26 protein-coding genes and 1 riboswitch are annotated in these 24,614 nt (G+C 48.1%); of the genes, 11 read left to right on the top strand and 15 right to left on the bottom strand.

Annotated elements, in window-relative coordinates; all coding sequences use genetic code 11:
- The first annotated feature begins 1 nt into the window (after nucleotide 1).
- Both trpC and Q0K92_RS06660 read left to right on the top strand, forming a co-directional pair.
- Nucleotides 2–856 carry an indole-3-glycerol phosphate synthase TrpC gene (gene trpC, locus Q0K92_RS06665; RefSeq protein ID WP_297325028.1) on the top strand — a complete coding sequence of 285 codons (855 nt, stop codon included), beginning with the start codon at nucleotides 2–4 and terminating at the stop codon, nucleotides 854–856.
- Nucleotides 857–1,000: 144 nt separating this feature from the next.
- A complete protein-coding gene (locus Q0K92_RS06660) occupies nucleotides 1,001–1,834 on the top strand; it encodes an HDOD domain-containing protein (RefSeq protein WP_297325027.1) in 834 nt (277 codons plus the stop codon).
- A 41-nt stretch (nucleotides 1,835–1,875) separates the two neighbouring features.
- On the opposite strand, the gene Q0K92_RS06655 is transcribed toward Q0K92_RS06660, so the two are convergent.
- Nucleotides 1,876–2,211 (bottom strand): YnfA family protein, encoded by a 336-nt coding sequence (locus tag Q0K92_RS06655; protein WP_366084143.1) that lies wholly within the window; start codon nucleotides 2,209–2,211, stop codon nucleotides 1,876–1,878.
- A 145-nt stretch (nucleotides 2,212–2,356) separates the two neighbouring features.
- Here Q0K92_RS06655 and Q0K92_RS06650 point away from each other — a divergent pair, with 145 nt between their 5' ends.
- The 3 genes from Q0K92_RS06650 (at nucleotide 2,357) to Q0K92_RS06640 (ending at nucleotide 4,444) form a co-directional block, all read left to right on the top strand.
- Entirely contained in the window at nucleotides 2,357–2,611 is a 255-nt protein-coding gene (locus Q0K92_RS06650) for a Rho-binding antiterminator (RefSeq protein ID WP_110341816.1), read from the top strand.
- Nucleotides 2,612–2,743: 132 nt separating this feature from the next.
- Nucleotides 2,744–3,814 (top strand): A/G-specific adenine glycosylase, encoded by a 1,071-nt coding sequence (gene mutY, locus Q0K92_RS06645; protein WP_297325026.1) that lies wholly within the window; start codon nucleotides 2,744–2,746, stop codon nucleotides 3,812–3,814.
- Nucleotides 3,815–3,829: 15 nt separating this feature from the next.
- Entirely contained in the window at nucleotides 3,830–4,444 is a 615-nt protein-coding gene (locus tag Q0K92_RS06640) for a 5-formyltetrahydrofolate cyclo-ligase (RefSeq protein ID WP_297325025.1), read from the top strand.
- 18 nt (nucleotides 4,445–4,462) lie between these two features.
- On the opposite strand, the gene Q0K92_RS06635 is transcribed toward Q0K92_RS06640, so the two are convergent.
- The 8 genes from Q0K92_RS06635 to lptC all read right to left on the bottom strand — a co-directional run bounded on the left by Q0K92_RS06635 (nucleotide 4,463) and on the right by lptC (nucleotide 10,383).
- Entirely contained in the window at nucleotides 4,463–5,080 is a 618-nt protein-coding gene (locus Q0K92_RS06635; protein WP_297325024.1) for a flavin prenyltransferase UbiX, read from the bottom strand.
- 69 nt (nucleotides 5,081–5,149) lie between these two features.
- On the bottom strand, nucleotides 5,150–6,109 hold the full coding sequence (gene hprK, locus Q0K92_RS06630) for an HPr(Ser) kinase/phosphatase (RefSeq protein ID WP_297325023.1): 960 nt from the start codon (nucleotides 6,107–6,109) through the stop codon (nucleotides 5,150–5,152).
- Entirely contained in the window at nucleotides 6,096–6,563 is a 468-nt protein-coding gene (locus Q0K92_RS06625) for a PTS sugar transporter subunit IIA (RefSeq protein ID WP_297325022.1), read from the bottom strand. Before Q0K92_RS06625 ends, hprK begins: the two co-directional genes overlap by 14 nt.
- 93 nt (nucleotides 6,564–6,656) lie before the next feature.
- Nucleotides 6,657–6,983, bottom strand: coding sequence for a ribosome-associated translation inhibitor RaiA (gene raiA / locus Q0K92_RS06620; RefSeq protein WP_297325021.1), 327 nt, complete (start codon nucleotides 6,981–6,983; stop codon nucleotides 6,657–6,659).
- A gap of 19 nt (nucleotides 6,984–7,002) precedes the next feature.
- Nucleotides 7,003–8,460 carry an RNA polymerase factor sigma-54 gene (locus tag Q0K92_RS06615; protein ID WP_297325020.1) on the bottom strand — a complete coding sequence of 486 codons (1,458 nt, stop codon included), beginning with the start codon at nucleotides 8,458–8,460 and terminating at the stop codon, nucleotides 7,003–7,005.
- A gap of 49 nt (nucleotides 8,461–8,509) precedes the next feature.
- Nucleotides 8,510–9,232, bottom strand: coding sequence for an LPS export ABC transporter ATP-binding protein (gene lptB, locus Q0K92_RS06610; RefSeq protein WP_297325019.1), 723 nt, complete (start codon nucleotides 9,230–9,232; stop codon nucleotides 8,510–8,512).
- A gap of 42 nt (nucleotides 9,233–9,274) precedes the next feature.
- On the bottom strand, nucleotides 9,275–9,805 hold the full coding sequence (gene lptA, locus Q0K92_RS06605; protein WP_297325018.1) for a lipopolysaccharide transport periplasmic protein LptA: 531 nt from the start codon (nucleotides 9,803–9,805) through the stop codon (nucleotides 9,275–9,277).
- An 11-nt stretch (nucleotides 9,806–9,816) separates the two neighbouring features.
- Nucleotides 9,817–10,383, bottom strand: coding sequence for an LPS export ABC transporter periplasmic protein LptC (lptC, locus tag Q0K92_RS06600; protein WP_297325017.1), 567 nt, complete (start codon nucleotides 10,381–10,383; stop codon nucleotides 9,817–9,819).
- A 218-nt stretch (nucleotides 10,384–10,601) separates the two neighbouring features.
- Between lptC and nadA the strand changes: the two genes are divergently transcribed.
- The 6 genes from nadA (at nucleotide 10,602) to Q0K92_RS06570 (ending at nucleotide 15,554) form a co-directional block, all read left to right on the top strand.
- Complete coding sequence (nadA, locus tag Q0K92_RS06595) at nucleotides 10,602–11,699, top strand: quinolinate synthase NadA (RefSeq protein ID WP_297325016.1); 1,098 nt, start codon at nucleotides 10,602–10,604, stop codon at nucleotides 11,697–11,699.
- A gap of 71 nt (nucleotides 11,700–11,770) precedes the next feature.
- Nucleotides 11,771–12,943, top strand: a complete 1,173-nt coding sequence (gene clsB / locus Q0K92_RS06590; RefSeq protein WP_297325015.1) for a cardiolipin synthase ClsB — start codon at nucleotides 11,771–11,773, stop codon at nucleotides 12,941–12,943.
- Between the two features lie 63 nt (nucleotides 12,944–13,006).
- Nucleotides 13,007–14,047 (top strand): L-threonylcarbamoyladenylate synthase, encoded by a 1,041-nt coding sequence (locus Q0K92_RS06585; protein WP_297325014.1) that lies wholly within the window; start codon nucleotides 13,007–13,009, stop codon nucleotides 14,045–14,047.
- Nucleotides 14,048–14,061: 14 nt separating this feature from the next.
- On the top strand, nucleotides 14,062–14,829 hold the full coding sequence (locus Q0K92_RS06580) for an HAD family hydrolase (RefSeq protein ID WP_297325013.1): 768 nt from the start codon (nucleotides 14,062–14,064) through the stop codon (nucleotides 14,827–14,829).
- Between the two features lie 63 nt (nucleotides 14,830–14,892).
- Entirely contained in the window at nucleotides 14,893–15,246 is a 354-nt protein-coding gene (gene smbP / locus Q0K92_RS06575) for a small metal-binding protein SmbP (protein WP_297325012.1), read from the top strand.
- Nucleotides 15,247–15,404: 158 nt separating this feature from the next.
- On the top strand, nucleotides 15,405–15,554 hold the full coding sequence (locus Q0K92_RS06570) for a hypothetical protein (protein WP_297325011.1): 150 nt from the start codon (nucleotides 15,405–15,407) through the stop codon (nucleotides 15,552–15,554).
- Nucleotides 15,555–15,633: 79 nt separating this feature from the next.
- Here Q0K92_RS06570 and Q0K92_RS06565 read toward each other — a convergent pair whose 3' ends face one another.
- The 6 genes from Q0K92_RS06565 to Q0K92_RS06540 all read right to left on the bottom strand — a co-directional run bounded on the left by Q0K92_RS06565 (nucleotide 15,634) and on the right by Q0K92_RS06540 (nucleotide 24,343).
- A complete protein-coding gene (locus Q0K92_RS06565; RefSeq protein WP_297325010.1) occupies nucleotides 15,634–15,900 on the bottom strand; it encodes a hypothetical protein in 267 nt (88 codons plus the stop codon).
- Between the two features lie 91 nt (nucleotides 15,901–15,991).
- Nucleotides 15,992–17,821, bottom strand: a complete 1,830-nt coding sequence (atzF, locus tag Q0K92_RS06560; RefSeq protein WP_297325054.1) for an allophanate hydrolase — start codon at nucleotides 17,819–17,821, stop codon at nucleotides 15,992–15,994.
- On the bottom strand, nucleotides 17,821–21,447 hold the full coding sequence (gene uca, locus Q0K92_RS06555; RefSeq protein ID WP_297325009.1) for an urea carboxylase: 3,627 nt from the start codon (nucleotides 21,445–21,447) through the stop codon (nucleotides 17,821–17,823). Before uca ends, atzF begins: the two co-directional genes overlap by 1 nt.
- Nucleotides 21,448–21,491: 44 nt before the next feature.
- The gene (locus Q0K92_RS06550) at nucleotides 21,492–22,157 is read right to left on the bottom strand and encodes an urea amidolyase associated protein UAAP2 (protein ID WP_297325008.1); all 666 of its coding nucleotides are present in this window, start codon (nucleotides 22,155–22,157) and stop codon (nucleotides 21,492–21,494) included.
- Nucleotides 22,154–22,882 carry an urea amidolyase associated protein UAAP1 gene (locus Q0K92_RS06545; RefSeq protein ID WP_297325007.1) on the bottom strand — a complete coding sequence of 243 codons (729 nt, stop codon included), beginning with the start codon at nucleotides 22,880–22,882 and terminating at the stop codon, nucleotides 22,154–22,156. The genes Q0K92_RS06550 and Q0K92_RS06545 overlap by 4 nt, the downstream gene beginning before the upstream one ends.
- Nucleotides 22,883–22,906: 24 nt before the next feature.
- A complete protein-coding gene (locus Q0K92_RS06540) occupies nucleotides 22,907–24,343 on the bottom strand; it encodes an APC family permease (protein ID WP_297325006.1) in 1,437 nt (478 codons plus the stop codon).
- A gap of 63 nt (nucleotides 24,344–24,406) precedes the next feature.
- Nucleotides 24,407–24,512, bottom strand: a riboswitch (guanidine-I (ykkC/yxkD leader).
- Between the last annotated feature and the right edge of the window lie 102 nt (nucleotides 24,513–24,614).

Genomic DNA, 24,614 nt, shown 5'->3' with positions numbered 1-24,614 from the left:
CATGTCCGATATTCTGAGAAAAATTCTTACTGTCAAGAAACAAGAAATTGCTGCCGCCAAAGCATCAAAATGCTATTCACTATTACTTCAGGAAGCCCAATCAGCGCTCCCTCCACGTGATTTTATCGCAGCGATTCGTAACAAAATCGATGCGGGGCAATCGGCTGTGATTGCCGAGATCAAACAAGCCAGTCCCAGCAAAGGCATCTTGCGTGGACGTTCATCCGGAGCAAATGCGCAATCGTTTGAATTTTTACCGGCCGAAATCGCCAAAACTTACGCGCGGCATGGCGCAGCCTGCCTATCGGTATTGACGGATAAACAATTTTTCATGGGCAGCCCCGAGTATTTACAAGCAGCACGCGCCGCGTGCCAGCTTCCGGTTTTGCGTAAGGATTTCATTCTTGACGCATATCAGATTGCTGAAGCGCGTGCCATGAATGCGGATTGTATTTTGCTGATAGTCAGTGCTTTTTTGTTAGAACACGATAGCCGTGAATCCGGCGCCAAGCCTTTGGTGCAAATGCTGAAACTTGAAGAACTGGCCAATTCACTGGGCATGGCTGTGCTGGTGGAAGTTCATGATGCGGCAGAACTGGATCTGGCACTGCAACTTGCCACACCGCTAATAGGCATTAATAACCGTAACTTACGGACTTTTGAAACATCGCTAACCACGACATTGGAATTACTGCATAAAATTCCATCTCATCGAATCGTTGTCACGGAAAGCGGTATACATCACCCCGCAGATGTTGCATTGATGCGCAACAACCAGGTGAATGCATTTCTTGTCGGCGAAGCTTTCATGCGCGCTGAAGATCCAGGCATTGAACTAGAACGATTATTTTCGTGATTCATTGCTGCATGGTTTTAGCACGAACTCCCGCAAAAACACATTTCTGATTGAGTAACTGAAAGTAGATAGCTTGTTGTTTCCTAAAAATTTATAAAGAAATGTCGTAGGAAACTGCACGACACCTTAAATCAGGAGCTCAGCATGCTACCGCAAAAACAGCGAAAACTATCAGAATGGGTAGATTTTCTTACCACCGCAGAAATTCCTGTTTTAAAACAAACTGCACGTAATCTTGCCATCCTGGAACAAGATGAGCAGCACCTAAGCGCTCGCAGCATTGCCCACGCTGTGAAATATGATCCGCTTATGACAGTTAAGCTACTACGCTATTTGCAACAGCATAAACATCGCAATCAGGGACATGACGTCGTGGAGGTCGAGCAGATTGTCATGATGCTTGGACTCGAAACGACATTAAATAAAGTCTCTGCAAAACCACTGGTGGAAGAAATCCTGGGACGCAATAACATGAGTGCGCTCGTTTATCTGTTAAAAACCGCTCATCGCTCAAATATTGCCTCTTCCTATGCGTTTGACTGGGCAGTTCGCCTGCACGACTTACATTTTGAAGAAATCCGTGTCGCAGCATTGTTGCATGATATTGCGGAAATATTGATGTGGTGCTTTGCACCCAACGAAATGCTGCAGATCAGAAACCTACAGAAACAAGACAAAACCATACGCAGTGCAACCGCACAAGAAAGCATTTTTGGATTCACATTGAATCAATTGCAGCTGGAACTCGCTGTGACATGGAAATTACCACAACTGTTAATTACGCTGATGGACGACAACAGCTCAACCCTGCAGCGCGTTCGTAATGTGACCCTCGCTGTCAATCTAGCCAGACATTCTGCCAATGGTTGGGATGATGCCGCTTTGCCTGATGATTATGACGAAATAGCCAAACTTTTGCACTTGCAGGCATGGGAAATTATGACCATCGTAGGCGCTGATAAGCAGCATGAAGGCTAAATTGGAACTGAGATTTGGCACAATTTATTACGCCTCTCTACTTACCTAACCAATTGCCTGCCGTACATAATTACCATCGCACCGGCTAAACAAATCAGTACGCCAATCCAGTCTGTGACGGTTGGCCGAACCGCGTCAATCACCCACAACCACATCAGCGCCACGCAAATGTAAACACCGCCATATGCGGCATAGACACGACCCGCAGCCTGAGGATGAAGTGTCAGTAACCAGACAAATATGCCCAAGCTAATTGCTGCCGGCAGAAGCAGCCAGATAGATTTTCCTTCCTTTAACCAAAGATAGGGCAAGTAACAGCCAATTATCTCGGCAAGCGCAGTAGCAGTAAATAGGCCTAATGTTTTTAGAATTTCCATCACTTAGTTTTGAAATGACATTGAAAATAACCCCAACAAAATTGTTTGACGGTCAGTGCAACTCAGTTTAATGCCGCCTTGCCATCTTGCTTCCGGTATCGTATATAGTATGCTTACTTAATACCACTTAAAGGAATCTATCGCTATGACTCAGGATGCAATCTCGTGTGAACTTCATGATTTTGTCGAAGTAGCTTGTATGTATGGCTATCAGCTTAAGCTCATGTTAAAAAATAACCAGATCATTGAGGGCAAAGCCATTGATATCGTTAATTCTCCTGAAAGACGCGAATGTTTAGTCATTGATTGCGGTTCGAGACAGCACATTGAATTAACCCAGCTTGCCAAAATGCAAGTGCTGACACCCAATGCCAAATTTAATGAAGTTGTTTTTGAGTAACTTTTTTGCAAAAACCATCCATATTGCTCCCCTCTTGACATTGTAAACTCAGTTGCTCAGGCTTTACTCCACAATGATAAAAACTCATGCGCCACTCCATTCTTTGAAAACAGCTTACTTAGGCGTGCAAAGATGTCATTGATCGCAACTCAGTTAATGCATTGGCATAAGCAATACGGTCGCCATCATCTGCCTTGGCAAAGGAGTCGGGATCCTTATGCTATCTGGTTATCCGAGATTATGCTGCAGCAGACGCAAGTCAATACGGTCATTCCTTATTATCTGCGCTTCATGCAAGCATTCCCGACGATCAGCAGTCTGGCGCAGGCGCCTCTCGATGCGGTACTGGCACTCTGGAGCGGTCTTGGCTATTATTCACGTGCCCGCAACTTACATCAAGCTGCGCGCATCCTGATGCAAGATTATCAAGGACAATTCCCGGATACCTTAACATCGCTCCAACAACTGCCGGGAATCGGACGCTCAACTGCTGCCGCCATAGCCGCTTTTGCTTTTGGCAAACGCGAAGCTATTCTGGACGGCAATGTGAAGAGAATTTTCACACGCTGCTTTGGAATTACAGGCTATCCGGGCGACAGTAAGATACAAGCCCTATTGTGGAACAAAGCTGAAGAATTGTTACCCGTTCATTATCGTGACGGTCAGATTGAAATTTACACACAAGCATTGATGGATCTGGGCGCTACCGTTTGTACACGTCACGCCCCTCTTTGTCAGGCTTGCCCGTTGCAGCAGCACTGTGTTGCATACAAAGAAAACCGGGTGGATCAATTACCAACAAAAAAATTGCGCAAACCTTTACCACAAAAGGAAACCGTTTTCTTACTGCTGATGCAACATCAAAAATTACTTTTAGAGAAAAGACCCGCTTCAGGTATCTGGGGAGAATTATGGTGTCTACCCGAAATCGAAGCCAGGACGGATGCTGCACTTTATTGTCAACACCATTGGGGCATCAAGGTCCAGCCCCCCATTGAATTACCAACGTTAGATCATCAATTTACACATTTCAAGTTACGCATTTATCCACAGCTGCTGCAAGTCATTTCAGACACTCTCGTACCATCCAATAAATTCATTTGGATTCAACCAACTGACGCACTTGAACAAGCTATTCCGACACCTGTCAGGAAACTGTTAAAACAAAATTTCTTATCTGATAACCGTACCCTTACTACCTGAGTTCAAATAAAAACCATGGAAAATCTATCGGAATGGAGGAAACATCAACGTAAGCAATTGATTGCAGCCCGCGAGGCCATATCGGATGAAGTTCATCAGCAATGGAGTCAACTAATTTCTGATTTTCTTAAGCAAGGTTTTCCCAAACTTCAGAAAATGACGATTGGAATTTATTGGCCGTTCCGCGGCGAATACGACCCACGGCTAATTGCTGAGTACTTTAGACAACAGGGAGCAACGCTCGCATTACCGGAAATCATTAACAAAAATGAGCCGCTTTGTTTTCGTGAGTGGCTGCCTGACGCACCCATGAAAAATGGTGCTCATAATATCCCCGTTCCTGCAGAGGCAAGAACTGTCAGGGTTGATGCGGTTCTTGTTCCAATGGTAGGGTTTGATCGGCATGGCTATCGTTTGGGCTATGGTAGCGGGTATTTTGATCGTACTCTGGCTACTTATCAACCGCAGCCATTAACCATCGGGATCGCTTTTGAGATCCTGCGATTGGAAAATATTCATCCCCAACCACATGATATCGCGATGCATTATGTGGTAACTGAAGCGGGCATTTTTCATACCCAAAACCATGCGCTCACACCTGTCGCCACACTTCAGGATTCTGCCGAATAGATATTCAACCTATTGGCATTAGTCGTTTTCGGTTCCCCAACGAGGCATCAGTGTATGCTGGATACCCAGATGATCCAGAACACGGGCAACAACAAAATCCACCATGTCCTGTATCGTCTGCGGGTGATGATAAAAACCCGGATTCGCCGCTAGAATGACTACGCCACTACGTGCCAGCTTGAGCATGTTTTCCAGGTGAATTGTAGAAAACGGCGTCTCTCTTGGCACGATAATAAGCGGGCGATTTTCCTTTAATGTCACATCCGCCGCACGTTCGATCAAATTCTGGCTCATACCTGCAGCAATCGCCGCCAGGGTTCCCATCGTGCAAGGACAAATCACCATGGCATCCGCAGGATTCGAACCCGAGGCTACTGGCGCGAACCATTCTTCACGGCCAAATACACGTAGCTGTCCTGCGGGCAAATGATATAACTGATTAAAAAATATTTCGGTTTCCTTAGCGCGAGAAGGTAAGGCTAATTTCATTTCCTGCTGCGCGACAATCTGCGCTACTTGTGAGTACAACAGATAGACCTGCTTATTCTCAGCCAACAATTTCTCCAGCAAGCGGATACCATAAGGCATTCCGGATGCACCGGTCAGTGCCAGAGTGATTGTTTGGGGGTTTTTCATGTCAATCAGAGTTAATCTAAGAAATCGCTCTCATTAAGAACGATTTGGAGATATTTTGCAAATATTGCGTTATTTTTGATTCTTGTCTGCTGACTCGCCATTCATGACTTGTTCATGGCGCTCGATAAAATCCTTCATGCTATCGATACCGCGTAATTGCAAGACATAATTCCGTACTGCCGCCTCAACCAGAACCGCCAGATTCCGCCCGGCAGCCACAGGAATAATGACCTTACGAATATCAACGCTCATAATATTTTCATTCAGATTACTCAAAGGTAATCGTTCCAACACGCTAGTATCGGTTCCACCACTATTTTGTAGATGAACGATCAACTTCATATTCTTATGGCGCCGCACCGCTGTTTCGCCAAAAATTGTACGGATATTCAGCATGCCCAGTCCCCGCACTTCGAGATAATCCCTTAGCATCGGAGGACAGCGGCCTTCCAATGTTTCAGGCGCAATGCGGCGTAACTCCACGACATCGTCAGCAACCAAGCCATGACCGCGGCTGATCAGCTCCAAGGCCAGTTCACTTTTACCCACGCCGCTTTCGCCTGTGATCATGACGCCCATACCCAGAACATCCAGCAGTACGCCGTGCAAGCTACAGGAGGGTGCCAGAACACTCCCTAAATAGGTACGTATTACCCAGATAATTTCCAGACTAGGATACGGCGAGCACAACAATGGAATATTACAGCTACTGGCCATGTTAAAGACGGACACAGGGGCCTCGGCATTATCTGCGACAATGATACAAGCCAAGTTACTGTGCGTCAGCTGATTCAGCTTCTTCTCAAGCGAAGCCGGTTCGAGTTTGTTTAAATAATGAATTTCATCGCTGCTGATGACTTGAATCCAATCCGGATGAATAAAATTCAGGTGGCCGATCATGCCTTGAGCGGATTTTTCGATCGCCTCATCGCTGAGCTCGATAGTGCCGCCGCTCTGGCCGGCTATCCAGGTTAAGCCAAGCTTTTCCTTTTTATCTTCAAATAACTGTGCAATGCTAATTTGTGACATTCGGTTCCCAATCAGCGATGAGTCTATGAATCTCCGCCGCATCCTTACTGCGCAGGATATTTTCACGAAACTGTTTATCGCTGAACATTTGCGCTAATTCACTTAAAATTTGTAAGTGCTTATCGGTAGCTTTTTCCGGCACCAATAAAATACAGGCGATATTGACTGGTTGACCATCAGGCGCGTCAAACGGAATGGCTTCCTTCATCGTTACCAAAGCGGCAACCGCTTCGCGCAGCCCTTTGATCCGACCATGCGGAATAGCAACGCCTTGCCCCAAGCCTGTTGAACCCAGCTTCTCGCGTGCAAACAAGCTATCAAAAACCTGGCTGCGCGCGATCTGACTGGTATTTTCAAATAGTAACCCGGCTTGCTCAAACACACGTTTCTTACTGGCAACATCTAAATCAACAATAACATTGGACGGCGGTAATAATTGTGAAATTAAATTCATGGAAAAAAAGATTAGTTCAGTCAAATGCTAATGTGGTGCTCCAAGAAATATCTGAGGCTATTGCTTGGAAACAGAGGCATGCGTAATAATTCTTTATTGCTCAAAATCCTGATCTTTCAATGCACCGTGGTTGCGACGCTCAAGGTTCTTTTCTTTGTGCTTGAGTATTTGCCGGTCCAGCTTGTCTACAAGACTATCAATCGATGCATACATGTCTTCACTATCAGTTTCCACGAAAATATCTTTGCCGCGCACATGGACGTTCGCTTCCGCCTTTTGTTTCAGCTTCTCTACCGATAAAATGACACTGACATCAATCACATGATCAAAATGACGTGTAATTTTACTGATTTTTGAAGTGACATAATCACGCATGGCATCGGTAATTTCCACATGGTTGCCGGTAAGTTTAAGATTCATTATCCTTCCTTTATTCTAATTAAAATGATTTGCGAAGATTTGCTGCAGGGATTAACAACGATTCCCGATATTTCGCGATAGTTCTACGAGCAACGACAATACCTTGCTGTTCAAGAATATTTGCAATTTTGTTATCACTCAAGGGTTTCTTGGAGTTTTCTTCTTGTACCAATTGCTTAATCAATGCACGAATCGCCGTCGCTGAACAGGCTCCTCCGGAATCTGTGGATACATGGCTGCCAAAAAAATATTTCAGCTCAAAAATTCCGCGAGGCGTGTGCATAAATTTTTGTGTGGTTACGCGTGATACCGTAGATTCATGTAAATTCAAAGTTTCTGCAATTTCCCGTAATACCAGCGGACGCATCGCAACTTCTCCATGTTCAAAAAATTGCTGCTGCCGCGCTACAATAGCGTTAGCCACACTCAGAATGGTACTTGAACGCTGCTGAATATTCTTAATCAGCCACTTCGCTTCACCCAGTTGGTTTGCTAACGTGTTTGCTGAGTTATGCTGCGCTTGTCTCAATATGTTAGCATACAGATGGTTAATACTGAGTTTCGGAAGCGCGTCTATATTAAGATTCGCCACCCAAACGCCATTCTTTTTTGTCACGGTGACATCCGGCACAATGTAGCGTGCGCTTTGAGAACTGAATTCAGCGCCCGGCTTAGGATTCAAGTTGGTGATCAACTTCTGAATAGCACGCAAGCTCTGATCATCACATCCTAATAATTTCTTGATTTGAATAAAATCATGCGATGCCAAGATCTTCAGGTACTCTTGCACCACTCGTAACGCCTGATCGCGATGCGCCATGCTATCAGGCAGCGCTTGCAGTTGCAGCGCCAGACATTCTTGTAGGTCATGTGCGCCCACACCCGGCGGATCAAGGCGCTGCAAATACTTTAGCGCACTCTGCAAATCATTGAGACTGATGCCTAGCTCTGCAGGCAGCATTTCCATGAGCTCGCTTAAAGGCTGGAGCAGATAGCCGTCATCGTCCAAGCTATCGATTAATAAGCCAATAATCCTTCTCTCACGCTCGGAAATCTGATTCAAGCACGATGCTTGTACATTCAAATATTCACGCAAGCTGATTGGTTTGGCAGGAATCTGTGGCGCATCATGATCGTCATCCTCATAAGCACCATAAGAAAAAAGATTCTCCTGAGGCCATTCAAAATCATCTTTATGCGTTTCTTCAGGTAATACTTTGTCTTCAGAAGAGCTTGCCATCTCAGCTGGCCTATTTTCAAAATCTGGTGAGTCAGAAGACTCTGAATCCATGGGTGAACAATCCGTTGCCGATGTGTTCCAATCTTCACGCAATTCCAATAATGGATTCTCCTGCACAATACGTTCAATTTCCTGATTGAGTTCAAGCGTTGATAACTGCAGCAATCGAATAGACTGCTGTAGTTGAGGTGTCAGTTTAAGCTGCTGAGCCAGCTTTAATTGAAGTGTTGGTTTCATGATTTAGGAGCAACTATCGATTGCTAAATGACTCAATCCATTCGTAACGTTACAATCGGAAATGTTCTCCCAAATAAACTTCCCTGACTTGTTCATTATGAATGATCTCTTCCGGTTTACCTTTAGCCAGCACCTGACCTTCACTAATGATATACGCTCGATCACAAATTCCTAATGTCTCGCGAACATTATGATCAGTAATCAGTACACCAATTTTTCGTTCTCTAAGAAACGTGATCACTTTCTGTATATCCACAACAGCAATCGGATCAACACCAGCAAAAGGTTCATCGAGTAGGATAAAACGCGGCTGCGATGCCAAAGCACGGGCTATCTCAACGCGGCGGCGCTCGCCTCCCGACAAACTGATTGCCGAATTATTACGCAAATGACTGATATGCAAATCATGTAATAAGCCATCTAAATACCGCTGTTTTGTCGCATCATCCAAATTCTGCAACTCTAATACGGCAAAAATATTCTCTTCAACGGTCAGACGTCGGAAAATCGATGCTTCTTGCGGCAAATAGCTCAATCCGAGATTTGCCCTTTGGTGGATCGGCAATTGACTTAAATCCTGATCATCCAGATATACTCCCCCGCCATCGAGAGGCATCAGACCGACGATCATATAGAAACAGGTGGTTTTCCCTGCACCATTCGGACCCAGCAAACCAACCACTTCACCGCTATTCAGTGAAAAAGAGACATCTTGTACTACGGTGCGTGATTTATAACGCTTTTTTAAATTACTGGCTTTTAGCTCGCTCATTCGCTGGAATTACATTGATTTCTAATCTAGCATCGAAATGTGCTACTCAGATTTGTCTTTAGGTTGGATAGTGATGCGTACTCGTTTATCAGGTCCCGTTTCAACACCGCGTTCCTTGCTGCCGATCACTTTAAAGAATTCACTATTCATATCATAGGAAATATAATCGCCTTGCACTTCATCAGAACCACGTTTTAATCGTGCTTGCCGGAATAATTCAATTTTATCCGTCTTGCTATCGTACTCAACTCGTTGACTCCAACCTTCGACATATTCATTCAAGCCATCACGTTTCTGACGAAAACTAACCAGATCTCCGGTTGCTGTCGCCTGCTTGAATCCGTTCAGATCTTCTTTCATGATCACCTTATCAGCGTTAATCCGCATGGTGCCTTGCGTGAGGATCACATTTCCGGTGAATACACTGACCCGGCTGGCTTCTTTACGATTAACATCCTCAACAGTCGCACGATCGGCCTCCAGGTGAAGCGGTTTTTTCCGATCCCCCCGCTCAGCCATCGCAGACTGGGCAAAGAGCAAACCACATAAGCACACGACATAAATAAATTTCATGGTTTCTTTTATCACTTAGTATTGACTGCTTTCACTCGTGTCAGGAGCTGTATCATCCCAGACTGATTATTCAGTTCCATCCCGATCGCGTTGATCGTAGTCTGCAATCTTGAAATAGTTACCGCTTGGTCTGTTTTAACCAAGCTTTCATCCGGAATAAGATGCAAAAAATTAGTCGTCAAGGTAATTTTGCCTTTTTCATCATCAGCACCTCTGATTGCAGTCACATTGTTCGTCAAGAAAATATTCTCACCTTTATTTCTCACTTCCGCACGATCCGCCTGCAAACGAATGAGCGGCTTTTCCGGTTCGGTATTCACAAAACTAACGTGCTCCATCTGCGTAACATTTTCATTGAGATAATGAGACAACTTCTGCGCAGTAAATTTTCGCTGAATCGCTCTGCCGTACTCCACTTGGATACCCGACAAATCTTCAGCGATATAATCAGGATTACGATACAAATCATCATCCTTAGTTTGCTCAGGCGGCCGGGTTATCCGATCCAACCAAAATGTCAATAGAATCAGAAGAATAAAAAGAACCAAAGGAAAGCTGATATGAAGGCGACTGAACATTTAAACGATTATTGGTTAAGATTATTCCAGAATATTCAATATCAATCTAATCTCACTGATTAAAATACATGCTTTTTGAATTATACCAGAACTAAAATTCCCACTTAACGAATAGATTTTTGCATGACTTTTCCATGCGTTTAAACTTTCAACTTGGATCGATATCTGAGTATGATACCGTGTATTATTCGACAAACACTTCATAAGAAGATATCGCAATGCGTGCAGAAGCCTTTGAATTTGAGAAATACGATCAATTACAAGATGAAGCGTGTGCGCAGCGTATTATCGCTGCCAAAGAAATTCTGGGAAAACGCGCCGTCATTCTGGCTCACCACTATCAACGGGCGGATGTATACCGGCATGCCGATCTGACCGGTGATTCGTTAAAACTCTCCCATCTCGCGGCTCAGACTGACGCGGATTACCTGGTTTTCTGCGGCGTTCATTTTATGGCTGAAGTTGCGGACATGCTCTCCAGTCCGCAACAAATCGCCATTCTTCCCGATATGGCGGCCGGCTGTTCGATGGCCGATATGGCCAATCTTTCCAACGTTGAGCGCGCTTGGCGCGAGCTTGCGGAAATACTGGACCCCGATGAAATGTTCACGCCGGTCACGTATATCAATTCCGCGGCTGATCTCAAAGCTTTCTGCGGCGAACACGAAGGCATTGTCTGCACATCCAGCAATGCCAGTAAAGTTCTGCAGTGGTCATTCAATCAGCGGGAGAAAGTCTTGTTTTTCCCTGATCAACATCTCGGTCGCTGGAGCGGGCATCAATTAGGCATTCCGTTGGAAGAAATGCCGGTATGGAATTTTGATGAACCCATGGGTGGATTAACGCCGGAGCAAATCAAGAAGGCCAAGATTTTATTATGGAAAGGCCACTGCTCCGTTCATCAAATGTTTCAGCCGCAGCACATTATCCGTTTTCGCAATCAGCACCCCGACGGCACCGTCATTTCACATCCCGAATGCAGTTATGAGGTTTGCAAAGCATCCGATTATGTCGGCTCGACTGAATACATCATCAAAACCATTGCAGCAGCAAAAAGTGGCACACGCTGGCTGGTCGGCACGGAATTGAATCTGGTCAGCCGCATTACGGAAGAATTCAAATCAGAAGGTAAAATTGTCCAATTCATGTCACCCATGGTATGCATGTGTTCGACCATGGCACGAATTGATCCGCAGCATCTGGCTTGGGCATTGGAAAATCTGGTCAACGGCAATGTCGTGAATCAAATCAAAGTCCCTGAGAACGAAGCCCGGCTAGCCAGATTGGCACTCGATAGAATGTTGAAGATTTCGTAGTTACGCTAACCAGCACCCGAAAACGTAAATGAGAGCATTCGGATGCTGCATTATCAACAGATTATCCATCGATGAAAAATTCTCATTTTGTTGAGAGCAACCAAATTGCCCTGTTGCATAATGGGGAGGAGTATTTTCCCGAACTGGAAGCCGCCATAGAAAAAGCACAATTTGAAATACACATTGAAACGTATATTTTTGAATATGATGCCATCGGCATAAAAATCTCACAAGCTTTGAAACGTGCAGCACAACGTGGCGTATCTGTGCATCTGCTGCTGGATGGCTTTGGTTCGCAGAATCTCCCCCGGGTTGAAATAAACAGTATGCTGCAAGCCGGTATGAAGGTATTGATATTTCGGCCGGAATTTGTTTTCTCAATGCCACGCCGCTATCGTCTGCGCCGCATGCATCGCAAATTAGCCATCATTGACGCACAAATCGCTTTTGTCGGCGGCATCAATATCATCGACGATCAACACAATCCGGAAAAACTGACACCGCGCTTTGATTATGCGGTTGCTGTCAAGGGTCCATTGCTGGTTCAGATACACCAGGCTGTGAAGCATTTATGGATGTTGGTCGCGTGGGTGCACCTGAAGAAACGCTGGATTATCCCTATGACTATCCAACCGGTGGACAAGCCTTGCGGCAATCAGAAAGCTGCATTCGTGATACGCGATAATTGGCGCCATCGTCATGACATCGAACACGCTTATTTGGAAGCCATTAACCAGGCACAGACTGAAATCATTATTGCCAACGCTTATTTTCTGCCGGGGAGAAAATTTAGTAACGCGCTGAAAGACGCTGTTCAACGTGGCGTTAATGTTGAGCTTTTGCTACAAGGCAAAATTGAATACCGTTTGCAATATCATGCCACTCAGGCACTCTACGAAAATCTATTAAAAGCCGGAATAAAAATTTATGAATATAATCGCAGTTATCTACATGCCAAGGTAGCTGTCATTGATCAGTATTGGGCAACGGTAGGCTCGTCCAATATTGACCCTTTCAGTTTGCTTATGGCGCGAGAAGCGAATATTGTCATTGAAGATCATCAGTTTTCCAATGAACTGAGAACCAGCCTGAAAACCGCCATTACACAAGAATCCGTACACATTACGCCGGCAAACAGGAGCTTTTTCTCCTGGCGCAAATATATTGTCAATTGGCTGAGTTTTTATATCGTACGTATGATGCAAGGCGTGCTAAATTATGACTGGTATGACAATGTGCCATGATTGCTTACAAAGAAACATTGGATTTTCTCGTTTATTTGAATTAAAACGCAAAAAACCACGTGAATGGAACAGACACAGTACGCTCCCGGTAAATCAGATCTGCCGCCGCAACAACAAGAGCAGGTTACTGCAGCCACGCGAATATTATGCGCAGGCGGTGTGGTGGCTTTTCCTACTGAAACTGTTTATGGTCTCGGCGCTGATGTCACAAACCATGATGCGATCAACAGAGTCTATAAAATAAAACAGCGGCCTATTGATCATCCGCTGATAGTCCATATTGGCGCTATCTCCCATTTGGATTATTGGGCGCAGGCAATACCGGCATCTGCCTGGAAATTAGCCAGCCACTTTTGGCCCGGACCGCTCACATTGATTCTGCAACGCAGCCGCCACATACCGGACAGCGTTACCGGCGGTCAGAGTGCCGTAGGAATACGCATACCGGCGCATCCGATTGCACTGGCATTACTTGACGCATTAGGACCGGAAAAAGCACTGGCTGCACCATCCGCGAATCGTTTTGGACGCATCAGTCCGACTACAGCGGCACATGTGCAACAGGAACTGGGTGCCAATGTCGACATGGTCTTGGATGGCGGTGCCTGTACGGTTGGCCTGGAAAGCACGATCATCAGTTTTCATGACGAATCACCCAGGATACTGCGCCCGGGCGGAATTGCATTATCTGCACTTGAGGCTGTGCTGAACGGTCCGGTCATGCTAGCGCACAACACGATCAACCCGACAATACGCACGTCCGGATCATTACCGGCACATTATGCACCTGTAACACCATTAAGCGTATATCCGCTCGAACAAATAGGACAACATGCGTTAGCATTAGCAGCACAAAATTTTCGAATACTGATCATGACTTGGTCGAATATCGATACATCACAACTTTCAGGTCAATCTATCGAACAATGCGCCATGCCTGCAGATCCAATTGCATATGGTCAGCAATTGTATGCAAAATTGCGTCAGTTTGATCAGGCGGCATTTGACTACCTGCTGGTCGAAGCACCGCCTGATCATCCCGACTGGTTAGCCATTGCGGATCGTTTGCAACGCGCGAGCCATCGCTTATCCAATAATCACTAAAATTATCTAACACAATGAATACAGAAAACAAATTACAGGCTGTACTGTTTGATGTTGACGGCACACTTGCCGACACAGAGCAAGACGGTCATCGTCTTGCTTTCAATGCTGCATTCAAACAATTTAATCTCGACTGGCATTGGGACATTGATCTGTATGGTGAGCTATTACAGGTTACCGGTGGAAAAGAACGGATTCGCTATTACATGGAAAAACATGTTCCCGCCATGCTTAACCAAAGCGACTTGACGGGATGGATTGCCAGCTTGCACAAAACCAAAACCAAATACTTTGAATCACTGATGGAAACCGGCAGCATTCCGTTACGTCCCGGCGTCGCACGGCTAATTCACGAATTACGCCAGGAAAAAATAAAACTGGCGATTGCCACCACAACGACGATGGAAAATGTCACTGCTCTGCTCAAATCAACGTTAGGCGAAGAATCAATTGGCTGGTTCGATGTCATTGGCGCCGGTGACATCGTACCCATGAAAAAACCGGCGCCCGATATTTATCTTTGGGTACTGAATCAACTCAACTTAACCGCGCAGCACTGCATTGCCATAGAAGATTCGGAAAATGGCCTGAAGTCTGCACTGGCGGCAAACCTCCCGACGCTCATTACAGTCAGCGGTTATACGCGTTCACAGGATTTTAGCGGTGCCATCGCGGTTTTATCCGACCTCGGCGAACCATCCCGGCCATGTACCCCAATCAAAGGCGCGATGCTTGATAAAGGATGGGTTGATTATAGAATACTCAATAGTTTGATGCATTAACTGCTAAACTTTATATTACAGTACGAAATCTTTTTTAAATCCATATTGAAAAGGAGTGGCATCATGAAAATCATGAGAATTATCATTACAATCGGTTTATTAGCACTTTTCCTCAATGCTCAGGCTATTGCTTCTGACATCAATCAGCACGCCGCTGAAGCGATAAAACATGCAGAGACAGCCCAAACTCATGGCCAGGCGGGTCATGCCAAGGCATTGCTGGAACATGCGCAAGAAAGCCTTACGCATGCAAAAGCCGCGGAACAGGAACTCGCTGGCGCGCACCAGCAACATATGACCGAATCAATCAAACATTTGGATGAAGCCATCGCACATGCTCAACAAGATCATGCCGATGTAGCAACCAAACATGTCGCAGAAGCCTTGAAGCATATGCGCGAATCAGCTGCAAAATAAATCTGATTTATCGGCATGGACGAGAGGGTGCCTCGCTGATACCGGTGACGATTAAGGCAGCCGCACCGGTGGTAAGTTGTTTGGGCTCTGTTGTTCAGGTGAGCATGTATTGGAAATACCGGAAGATATTGCCCCCAATGGCTTGCTGAGTTTTTGCGATGCCTGAACTGATTGCATTTGCCGGGCAAATCCGGATGATGGTTGCGCCGGTGGATATGCGCCGTGGTATTGACGGTTTGTCGATACTGGTGCAGCAGGTATTGGGGTTCGTTGTTTTAAATCGACGCAATCGCAGTGGGAATGGGTAACGACGGAAGTCGACTGGTAACGCTTATCAACAGCGCCGCTTGCACATTTACGCGTGCAAATATACACAATAATTCAATGTTAACAATAGATTGATGTCGTTTCATGATATAACGACGACCATGAAGTCACTCGTCCGGCTTGATCAATTGACTCTCGACGCTGCCAAGCCTGTTCGAAGAATCTCTGCAATCCGATATGGCGACTGTCATTGCTGAGATTGAACAGCTGAATGCGCCGACACCAAAAGGTATTCCCAAGGTACCCCACACTCGGGCCGGTCGTCAGCCGTTGTCGGACACCTGCCATCTGGTCGAGATGAGCATGAGAAAAATTATCAATCGGCATTTAAGTTTCCCCTCATTTCCTCAGGTTTTGATGCCTATATTATAATTTCCCAGGGATTCCAGCGTTTGCTAATTCGCATGAGTTCGAACATTTATAGGGCTTCCAAGCGTTTTGCAGGGGCGGCTAAGTAGTTGCGCCATCCGCTGAAATGACTGATATCTGTTGCATTGTCGATAGCGTAACGCTCGCAGAGAAAGCCTTGCACTGTTTTGCCGTTTGCCAGGGTAATGGTGCCGATGCCTAGCGGTGCCGGAATATTGGCCACAAAACTGCCCAATTCGCGTGCCGGTAACTCCCAAATTTCCACTTCGATGGCAACGCCTTGCTCATTTTTGTTAACCCGAACTAAGCCAGGGCGTTGCGGTGATTCTCCCGGTAACGCGTAGAGCCTGTAATCGGGCGAAGTGGTCGTGCTGATGACTAATCGGCCGTGGCGGCTGGTTAATTGTTCATTCAACGGTAAACCCGACAAATGTGCGCCGCAGACGGCTATCCGCACCTGGCCGGATCGGGATGCGGCAGGGAAGGGGATATTCCGGGGCATCGCAATGCCGGTTGCACCCAATGACAATGAGTAAACTTGTTGCAGTCGATGCGCCAGATGCAGCAGTGGTTCATCCTGGTGGGCCGGTGCTGCCAGCGTGATGCCAAAAGGTAGTCCATCACTTTGAAAACCGGCAGGCACGGCGACTGCGGCATAGTCGAGCAGATTCATAAAATTGGTGTAATAGCCCAAGTTGGTATTGAGGCCTATGGGATCCTGCTGCATGGCATAAATGGGATAGATCGTGCCGGCGGTTGGTGTCAGCAAACAATCAACTTGTGTCCAAATCTGATCTGCTTGCTGTTTGATTCTGCGTAGTTGATAGATGCCATTGAAAGCATCCGCAGCTGAGCGCTGTTTCCCGGTCGCGATGATTTCATGCACCGGTGCGATGATCTGATCACTGTGCAGCTCGAAGAAAGATTGAATGGCGGCATAACGTTCCGCCACCCAGGGGCCTTCGTAGAGGAGGCGCGCAGCTTCGAGAAAGGGCTCGAAATCTATCGTGACAGTTTTTCCACCCAGTGCCTGCATGCGGGCTACGGCATCATTGAACAATCGCTCGCTGTCGCGATTACCGAAGAATTTCAGTTGTTGCGGACGCGGTATACCGAAGTGAAAATGGGGTGCTGTGCCGAAATCGAATCCATGTGCTTCTCTTTCACGAGAATAGCTATCCGCTGTGTCATAAGCGGCGCAGATTGCCAGGATGTGCACTGCATCGGCGGCGGTATGAGTGAAGACGGATACCGTATCGAGGGAACGGCAGGCGGGCACCATGCCTTGCGCAGAAAACCAGCCTTTGGTGGGTTTATAGCCAATCAGGTTATTAAAAGCGGCGGGAATTCTGCCCGAACCTGCGGTATCGGTGCCGAGGCTGAAACACACCTGCCCCTTGGCGACAGCGACCGCCGAACCTGAACTGGAGCCGCCGGAAATATATTCGGGATTGAATGCATTGCGGCACGCACCATAAGGCGACCGCGTGCCATTCAATCCGGTGGCGAACTGATCGAGATTGGTTTTGCCGATGGGAATCGCGCCGGCATCGATCAATTTTTGCACGACTGTGGCGCTGCGCGATGGCGTGTAGGCAAAAGCCGGACAGGCCGCGGTGGTTGGTATGTTCGCCAGATCGATATTATCCTTGATGGCGAAAGGCACGCCATACAGCGGCAATGACGTCATGTCTTGCGCTTCCACTTTGCGGGCGTAACCTCGTAATGACTCCAATGACAGTGTCGAAATCCAGATATGATCGGGATCATGCTGAATGTCGGCATGAATGGTTTCCACTATTTGCGTGGGTGATAGCTCGCCGCTGGCGTAGCGTTGCAGCAAAGAGGGTATATCACTCAGCGGGAGAAACTTGCGCATCATGATGGGTTTTCCTGGATGATGAACAGCACTTGTCCGGCAGAGACATATCCGCCTTGTTTGCAACATAACTGCTGCACCGTGCCGGTAACGGGCGAATCCACCGGAAATTCCATTTTCATCGATTCAATCATGACCACCGGCTTGCCTGCTTCCACCTGTTCACCTGCTTTGACCAGCAGCTTCCACACAGTGCCGGTTACCTGAGAGCTGACGGCTTGCGCACCTTCCGGCAAATCCAGTTCGCTTTGTGAATCCGCTTCATCGAGCGTATCTTCACTGACATACTGCGCTTGACCATTGGCTTCCCAACGTTGCCGTTCGGCCTCAAATGCAGCCTGCTGCCGGGTTTTGAATGTGCTGATGCTGGCGGCATGTTGTTGCAGGAAGGCATGGTACTGTTTCAAGTTGAGAGTCGTCTCCTCCGTGCGCAGTTTGAAGTGTCCGCTGATGAAATCCTTACGCAGTTTGAGCAGTTCACTCTCACTGACCGGGTAGAAACGAATTTGATCGAAGAAGCGTAATAACCACGGTTGACCATCTTTGAAATCGGTGGTCTGGCGATAACGATTCCACATCGGCACGGTACGGCCGACGAACTGATAACCGCCCGGACCTTCCATACCGTATACGCATAAATAGGCGCCACCGATACCGACGGCATTTTCGGGTGTCCAGGTGCGCGCCGGGTTGTATTTGGTGGTGACCAGACGATGGCGCGGATCCAGCGGGGTTGCTACGGGCGCGCCCAAATAGACATCGCCCAACCCCATCACCAGATAGCTGGCTGCAAATACGATATGCTGAACCTCCTCAATGCTTTCCAGCCCATTAATGCGGCGAATAAATTCAATATTGCTCGGGCACCAGGGCGCATTGCTGCGTACCGATTGCATATACTTTTCGATGGCGAGCCGCGTGGCCGCATCATCCCAGGATAAAGGCAGGTGGACGATGCGGGACGGTACTTCCATGTCATCAATCGATGGCAATTGGCTTTCGCCCGTGATCAGAAGCGCCAGTAATTTTTCGCGTGCCAGTTGGCTTGAGTCAAAATGAATCTGTAATGAGCGTATGCCGGGTGTCAGATCCAGAATGCCGCAAAGCTCACCATTATCGATGCATTGTTGCAACCAGGTCATCAATGCATGTGCACGAAAGCGCAAATTCAGATCGAGTACCGCCGACCCATATTCGATCAACAGGTATTTATCGCCGGATTGGCGATAAGTGACTTGCACTTGTGCTGTGCTCTCCGGAATGCAGTGCAGAATGGGGCTGCCTGGTTTTTCGGATCGAGCAACTATCGGCGAACTTGCATCCGCATGAAGATGTTGAATCAGTTGGTTTTGCTGTTGTTCCAATGCGAGCGCCTGTTCCATCGATACCGGATAAAAGCGGATGCTGTCGCCGGGTTTGAGTTGCCCGGTTTTCCACAATTCCGCTTGGACGATGGTGACCGGGCACACGAAACCACCCAGGCTGGGGCCGTCAGGGCCGAGGATAATCGGCATATCGCCGGTAAAATCGACTGCGCCGATGGCATAGGCATTGTCGTGAATATTGGAGGGATGCAGGCCGGCTTCGCCACCATCGCTACGCGCCCATTTCGGTTTAGGGCCGATCAGCCGCACGCCGGTACGGCTGGAGTTATGATGTACCTTCCACTCGGCGGCAAAAAACTGTTCAATGTCCGCTGCGGTAAAGAAATCCGGCGCGCCGTGAGGGCCGTACAATACGGCAATTTCCCAGCGATTTGTATAAAGCGGCGCCCATGGTTGCGGCAAATGTTGTGGCGCCGGTTGGGAAGATGGCAGCGGTTGCACATGCAAGACATCGCCGACACGCAGCACGCGTCCGGCATGTCCGCCAAATTGGCCGAGTGTAAAGGTGGATTTGCTGCCCAGATAATCGGGTACCTGAAAACCACCGTGTACGGCCAGATAAACCCGGCTGCCGGCTTGCCGAATTTTGCCAAATTGCACGAGTGCACCGGCTTTGATGGCATGGGATTGCCATAGTGGCAGCGGCTCGCCATCCAGCGATACATCGATAGGCGCGCCACAGATGGCAATGATGCTGTCGCAATTAAAACGCAGTGTCGGGCCTGCCAGCGTGATTTCCAGTCCGGCGCTATCCTCGGGATTGCTGACCAACCGGTTGGCAAAGCGGAAAGCCAGACTATCCATCGGTCCGGAAGGCGGAACGCCGACATGCCAGTAACCGATCCGCCCGGGATAATCCTGTATCGTGGTTTGCACGCCGGCATTCAGAACATCGATACTGTGCGGCTGATAATGAAAGCCATTGAGGAATTGCGTAGTCGATTGCCCATTGCGGAACACCGTGCTGCGCAGAATCTGTTTGAGATAGGCCAGATTGGTTTCAATCCCATGCAGCGATGTATTGTCCAATGCGGTCAATAGCTTGGCGATGGCTATTTCCCGCTCTGGTGCATGTACGATGATTTTTGCCAGCATCGGATCATAAAACGCGGATACTTCAATACCGCGCTCAACCCAGGTTTCAACACGTGCGGCGGTGGAAAACTCCGCTGCGGTGAGTGTACCGCTGGAGGGTTGAAAATCTTTTGCGGGATTTTCGGCATACACCCGTACCTGAATCGAAGCACCAGTAGGTTTGATCGTGAAAGATTCGAGGGGAGGGAGGTCGCCAGCCGCCTGCCGCACCATCCATTCCACCAGATCAATGCCGGTGACTTCTTCCGTCACGCCATGTTCGACCTGCAGGCGGGTATTGACCTCAAGAAAATAAAATTGGCCATTGGCAGCATCAAAAATGTATTCAACGGTGCCGGCAGACTGATAGCTGATGGCTTTACCAAGGCGTACCGCCGTGTCCAGCAACGCTTGGCGCAGATGCGGTGCAAGGTTGGGGGCGGGTGTTTCCTCGATGACTTTCTGGTTGCGCCGCTGCATGGAACAGTCACGCTCACCCAGTGCGACGACTTGGCCTTTGCCATCACCGAAAATCTGTACTTCGATATGACGCGCCCGGTCGACAAATTTTTCCAGGAATAAACCGGCATCCTTGAAATTGTTTTGTGCCAACGTTTTGACCGATTCGTAGGCACCGACCAATTCATCCTGGTTCCAGCACAAACGCATGCCGATACCGCCGCCGCCGGCGGTGCTTTTCAACATGACGGGATAGCCGATGTGTTTGGCCTGATGACACGCTGCTTCAAGGTTTTCTAATAAACCGGTTCCCGGCAGCAACGGCACCTGATTCTCCAGTGCCAAGGCGCGTGCTGTGTGCTTTAAACCAAACGCGCGCATTTGTTGCGGTGTAGGGCCGATAAAACAGATGCCATGCGCGGCGCACTGCTCGGCAAAATCGGCTTTCTCGCTAAGAAAACCATAGCCGGGATGAATCGCTTGCGCGCCGCTTTGCTGAGCAATTTCCAGGATTTTATCGGTGCGCAAATAGCTTTCCGCAGCGAGTCCGCTGCCAATGCAGTAGGCTTCATCGGCTTCGGTGACATGCCGCGATAACGCATCGGCTTCGGTATAAACGGCGACACTTTTGACATGCATGCGGCGCAGGGTGCGAGTAATCCGGCAAGCAATGGCGCCGCGATTGGCAATCAAGACTTTATCGAACATAGCGTTATCCTTTTTCTTGATGAATCATCAACTGGATTTATCGATTATTGGGAATCCCAGATCAATAACCGGATCGGTGTCGGATTATAGGCATTGCACGGATTGTTGAGTTGCGGACAATTCGAAATCAATACCAATACATCCATTTCAGCCTGCATCTCGACGTATTTGCCCGGTGCCGAGACGCCATCGACAAATTCCAATCCACCTGCTTCGGTGACCGGGACATTCATGAAAAAATTGATGTTGCTCGGCAGGTCACGCTTGCTCATGTTGAGCTGTTCACAAACTGCTTCATGGGCCAGTGCATGTAGAAAATTGTCCCGGCAACTGTGCATCGGATATTTTTCCAGTGCATAGCGCACCGTGTTACTTTCCGCCGCGCAGGCACCGCCCAATGTATCATGCCGTCCACAGGTATCCGCGACAATTGTGAGCATGGTGTTGCCGAAATTGGAGCAGAGTTTGCTGCCGGTGGTCAGATACAACTTATTCTGAGCGCGAATGGTGTCGGTGGCGCTATAACGTTCCAAGGCGTGGCCGGCATTGAAAAATAGCGTGTCGACGGCTTGATTGCCTTCCAGGTCAACGATGCGAAAAATTTGCCCTTGCTTGACGATTCCGACCCAGGGTTCGCCGGCCGCACAAATTTCATCGACGACGGCGAGATCCGGGTTGAGTTTGCTGGCTATCATAGTTTGCGTGTTCATTGCGCACCTCCACAGGGGTGATAGAACCGATGGGTATTGTGTAATCCTCTGACGTTTTCGGCAATCTGTTGGCATATTGAGGCTGCTGCATCGGGTGTCACAAATGCCGACAGATCAACGGTGCCGGGCTGGTAAGTTGGCTTTGTATCCAGCGGATGCGGGGCAGCCGAGAGGATGACCAAGGTATCCATTGCAAAACTCAGATCAATATAATCACCTGCCTGGCTGTTACCGGCATGAAATGTCAGCTCGCCGTCGGCATCAGCAGTGACTTTGCTGAAGAAATTAATATTGGACACAACGTCGCGCATGCCTAATCCCCATTTACCCAGTTCGATCAACATGCCGTCCAGGCCGCTGCGAAACATGTGATTGCGGTGTTCCTGATAACGCGCAATGCCATATTTTTGTTGTATTAATTGAGCGTCACTCAATCCGCATACGGTATCGTTCCAGCCGGCGGTATCCGCCGTGATGCAGCAGAAAATCCGTCCCATATCCGAATGGCACGCGTGTCCTTGGGTCAGACGGAAGGTATGCTGCGATTTCAGTGTATCTGCCATATTGTAGCGTTCGAGCTTTTCTTCCTGATTAAAGAACAGCACCGCTGCATTTGCACCACCACTCACGTCCGTCAGGCGTAACGTGGTGCCGCGACGCATGATGCCGGACCAGTGGCATCCGCCGGGTATGGATTGTTTCCAGATAATTTTTTGTTGATTCATGATGAACTCCTTGTTAAAGCAATTTTACTTAGTGCTAATCCATTTCTTGCAAAGGATATATAGTGTGGTGATGGTCAGAATACTGCCGAGTACCAGTGGCGTTGCCCATAATTGCCACCATGGCGCATCGGCTGAAATGGCATACGGGCGGGGCCAGGCGATATTGATGACCTCAAACAACGACCAAATGAATGCCAGGATATTGATGACCAGACCCCATGCGCCAAGCTTTAATTCGCCGAGTTGCGGATTCCACCGGCCTGTGAGCCGGGCAAACAATGCAAATCCAGTCGTGAACGTGAACATGGCGTATAAACCGCCGGTACCAAAAGCGATTATGGTGGCCACGGCATCATCATTGAGTCCGAAAATCAATCCACAACCTGCCAGCAGAACGGTAAAGAGAACCGCATTACGTGGTGTTTTACTGGCCGTTACCCGGCTCAACATGGCTGGCATATTGCCTTCCCGCGCCATGGAGTAAACGATGCGGGAAGTATATTTGGTCATGGATGCGCCGCAGGCCAGAAAAGCAGTCATCACAATGGCCAGAAAGGGTTTTTCAAACCAAGCGCCAATGCTGCTGGCAATCAATGGCGTCACCGGATCAGCGGTATGGCTGGAATTTCTCAATGTGTCATGATCAAATGCCAAGATCAGTGCGGCTGAGTTAAATAAAACCACTGTGCCGACAACGAGTAGCGACATGAGAATTGCACGCGGCACCATGCGTTTCGGTTGATGGGTTTCTTCCGCTGTGGTGGAGCAGGCATCAAAACCGATAAAAGCCCAACCGGCGATAGCCAGTGCCGCCAGAAAAGCAGCCATTTCACTGGGCGCAGTTCCGGTACCCATATGCTGGAACAATTCCATGAAAGAATGCTGACGGAAGAAAAGAAATAACAGCAGTGCCACGCCGAATGACCCTACAACTTCAGCGTAAACACCGAGCTTGATCACCAGATTGAAAATGCCGACAGGCGCCAGATTGAGTAGTGTGCAGAGAAAGAGAAATAGGGCGCCCCAAAGCACCATCATCGCGCCGCCATCACCCTGCGATCCGCAAAAGGTGGCGAGCCAGAAACCGCCTGTGTAAGCGGTTGTCGTGACCATGGCAATGGTGGAACAAATATAAATCACACCTGCATATTGCCCGGCGATGGCGCCACCCAGTTGCCGTGCCCATTTATAGGCACCGCCCGCAATCGGGAATTGCGAAGACAATTCTGCATAAACGGTAGCCACCAGTAGCTGCATGATCAAGCAGACCGCTAATGCAGCAAACCAACCGCCACCGGTAACTGTGGTTTGCACACCGATGATGGCATAGAGTCCGGCGACCGGCGAGACAACCGCAAAACCCAGCGTGAAGCTGTGCCATACACTCATGCTGCGATTGAGTACATCGCCGACTACATGGGCATCTTGCGAAGAAACGGTTTGTTTCGTTGAACCTGACATAACAAGTCTCCATACAAAAAGGGTTTGCCGAGATTGTAATGCACTTCACGTACATTACGCTTAATCTCCCGGGCTTTTTTCCCTCCGTGGAGCCTCGTTATCACGAGACCGGAAACTCTTGGACCTGACGCCGTTTAGTGCACCGACCGGAACCCTAGTTTCCATTGAATTACTGCTTTTTGAGTTGCTATGCCGTCAATCGTTCAATCGGCGTTTTGGAAAGCCAGTAACGGGTGGCATTTTAAATGCGTGGTTTGGAAAAAGCAATGGT

This window comes from Nitrosomonas sp., assembly GCF_024282095.1.
GTDB lineage: Bacteria > Pseudomonadota > Gammaproteobacteria > Burkholderiales > Nitrosomonadaceae > Nitrosomonas.
Note: the sequence above shows the minus strand (reverse complement) of the source record. Positions and strands in the feature narration are given on the sequence as shown.

Bases quoted from the DNA above. Each gene is read 5' to 3' on its own strand.
- lptB (WP_297325019.1), bottom strand. From the start codon at position 9,232: ATGAGCGAGCTAAAAGCCAGTAATTTAAAAAAGCGTTATAAATCACGC.
- trpC (WP_297325028.1), top strand. From the start codon at position 2: ATGTCCGATATTCTGAGAAAAATTCTTACTGTCAAGAAACAAGAAATT.
- Q0K92_RS06545 (WP_297325007.1), bottom strand. From the start codon at position 22,882: ATGAATCAACAAAAAATTATCTGGAAACAATCCATACCCGGCGGATGC.
- hprK (WP_297325023.1), bottom strand. From the start codon at position 6,109: ATGTCACAAATTAGCATTGCACAGTTATTTGAAGATAAAAAGGAAAAG.
- nadA (WP_297325016.1), top strand. From the start codon at position 10,602: ATGCGTGCAGAAGCCTTTGAATTTGAGAAATACGATCAATTACAAGAT.
- Q0K92_RS06585 (WP_297325014.1), top strand. From the start codon at position 13,007: ATGGAACAGACACAGTACGCTCCCGGTAAATCAGATCTGCCGCCGCAA.
- Q0K92_RS06635 (WP_297325024.1), bottom strand. From the start codon at position 5,080: ATGAAAAACCCCCAAACAATCACTCTGGCACTGACCGGTGCATCCGGA.
- Q0K92_RS06580 (WP_297325013.1), top strand. From the start codon at position 14,062: ATGAATACAGAAAACAAATTACAGGCTGTACTGTTTGATGTTGACGGC.
- mutY (WP_297325026.1), top strand. From the start codon at position 2,744: ATGTCATTGATCGCAACTCAGTTAATGCATTGGCATAAGCAATACGGT.
- lptC (WP_297325017.1), bottom strand. From the start codon at position 10,383: ATGTTCAGTCGCCTTCATATCAGCTTTCCTTTGGTTCTTTTTATTCTT.
- Q0K92_RS06640 (WP_297325025.1), top strand. From the start codon at position 3,830: ATGGAAAATCTATCGGAATGGAGGAAACATCAACGTAAGCAATTGATT.
- smbP (WP_297325012.1), top strand. From the start codon at position 14,893: ATGAAAATCATGAGAATTATCATTACAATCGGTTTATTAGCACTTTTC.
- Q0K92_RS06570 (WP_297325011.1), top strand. From the start codon at position 15,405: ATGCCTGAACTGATTGCATTTGCCGGGCAAATCCGGATGATGGTTGCG.
- Q0K92_RS06540 (WP_297325006.1), bottom strand. From the start codon at position 24,343: ATGTCAGGTTCAACGAAACAAACCGTTTCTTCGCAAGATGCCCATGTA.
- Q0K92_RS06660 (WP_297325027.1), top strand. From the start codon at position 1,001: ATGCTACCGCAAAAACAGCGAAAACTATCAGAATGGGTAGATTTTCTT.
- Q0K92_RS06550 (WP_297325008.1), bottom strand. From the start codon at position 22,157: ATGAACACGCAAACTATGATAGCCAGCAAACTCAACCCGGATCTCGCC.
- clsB (WP_297325015.1), top strand. From the start codon at position 11,771: ATGAAAAATTCTCATTTTGTTGAGAGCAACCAAATTGCCCTGTTGCAT.
- atzF (WP_297325054.1), bottom strand. From the start codon at position 17,821: ATGCGCAAGTTTCTCCCGCTGAGTGATATACCCTCTTTGCTGCAACGC.
- Q0K92_RS06650 (WP_110341816.1), top strand. From the start codon at position 2,357: ATGACTCAGGATGCAATCTCGTGTGAACTTCATGATTTTGTCGAAGTA.
- Q0K92_RS06565 (WP_297325010.1), bottom strand. From the start codon at position 15,900: ATGCCGATTGATAATTTTTCTCATGCTCATCTCGACCAGATGGCAGGT.
- lptA (WP_297325018.1), bottom strand. From the start codon at position 9,805: ATGAAATTTATTTATGTCGTGTGCTTATGTGGTTTGCTCTTTGCCCAG.
- Q0K92_RS06615 (WP_297325020.1), bottom strand. From the start codon at position 8,460: ATGAAACCAACACTTCAATTAAAGCTGGCTCAGCAGCTTAAACTGACA.
- Q0K92_RS06625 (WP_297325022.1), bottom strand. From the start codon at position 6,563: ATGAATTTAATTTCACAATTATTACCGCCGTCCAATGTTATTGTTGAT.
- Q0K92_RS06655 (WP_366084143.1), bottom strand. From the start codon at position 2,211: ATGGAAATTCTAAAAACATTAGGCCTATTTACTGCTACTGCGCTTGCC.
- uca (WP_297325009.1), bottom strand. From the start codon at position 21,447: ATGTTCGATAAAGTCTTGATTGCCAATCGCGGCGCCATTGCTTGCCGG.
- raiA (WP_297325021.1), bottom strand. From the start codon at position 6,983: ATGAATCTTAAACTTACCGGCAACCATGTGGAAATTACCGATGCCATG.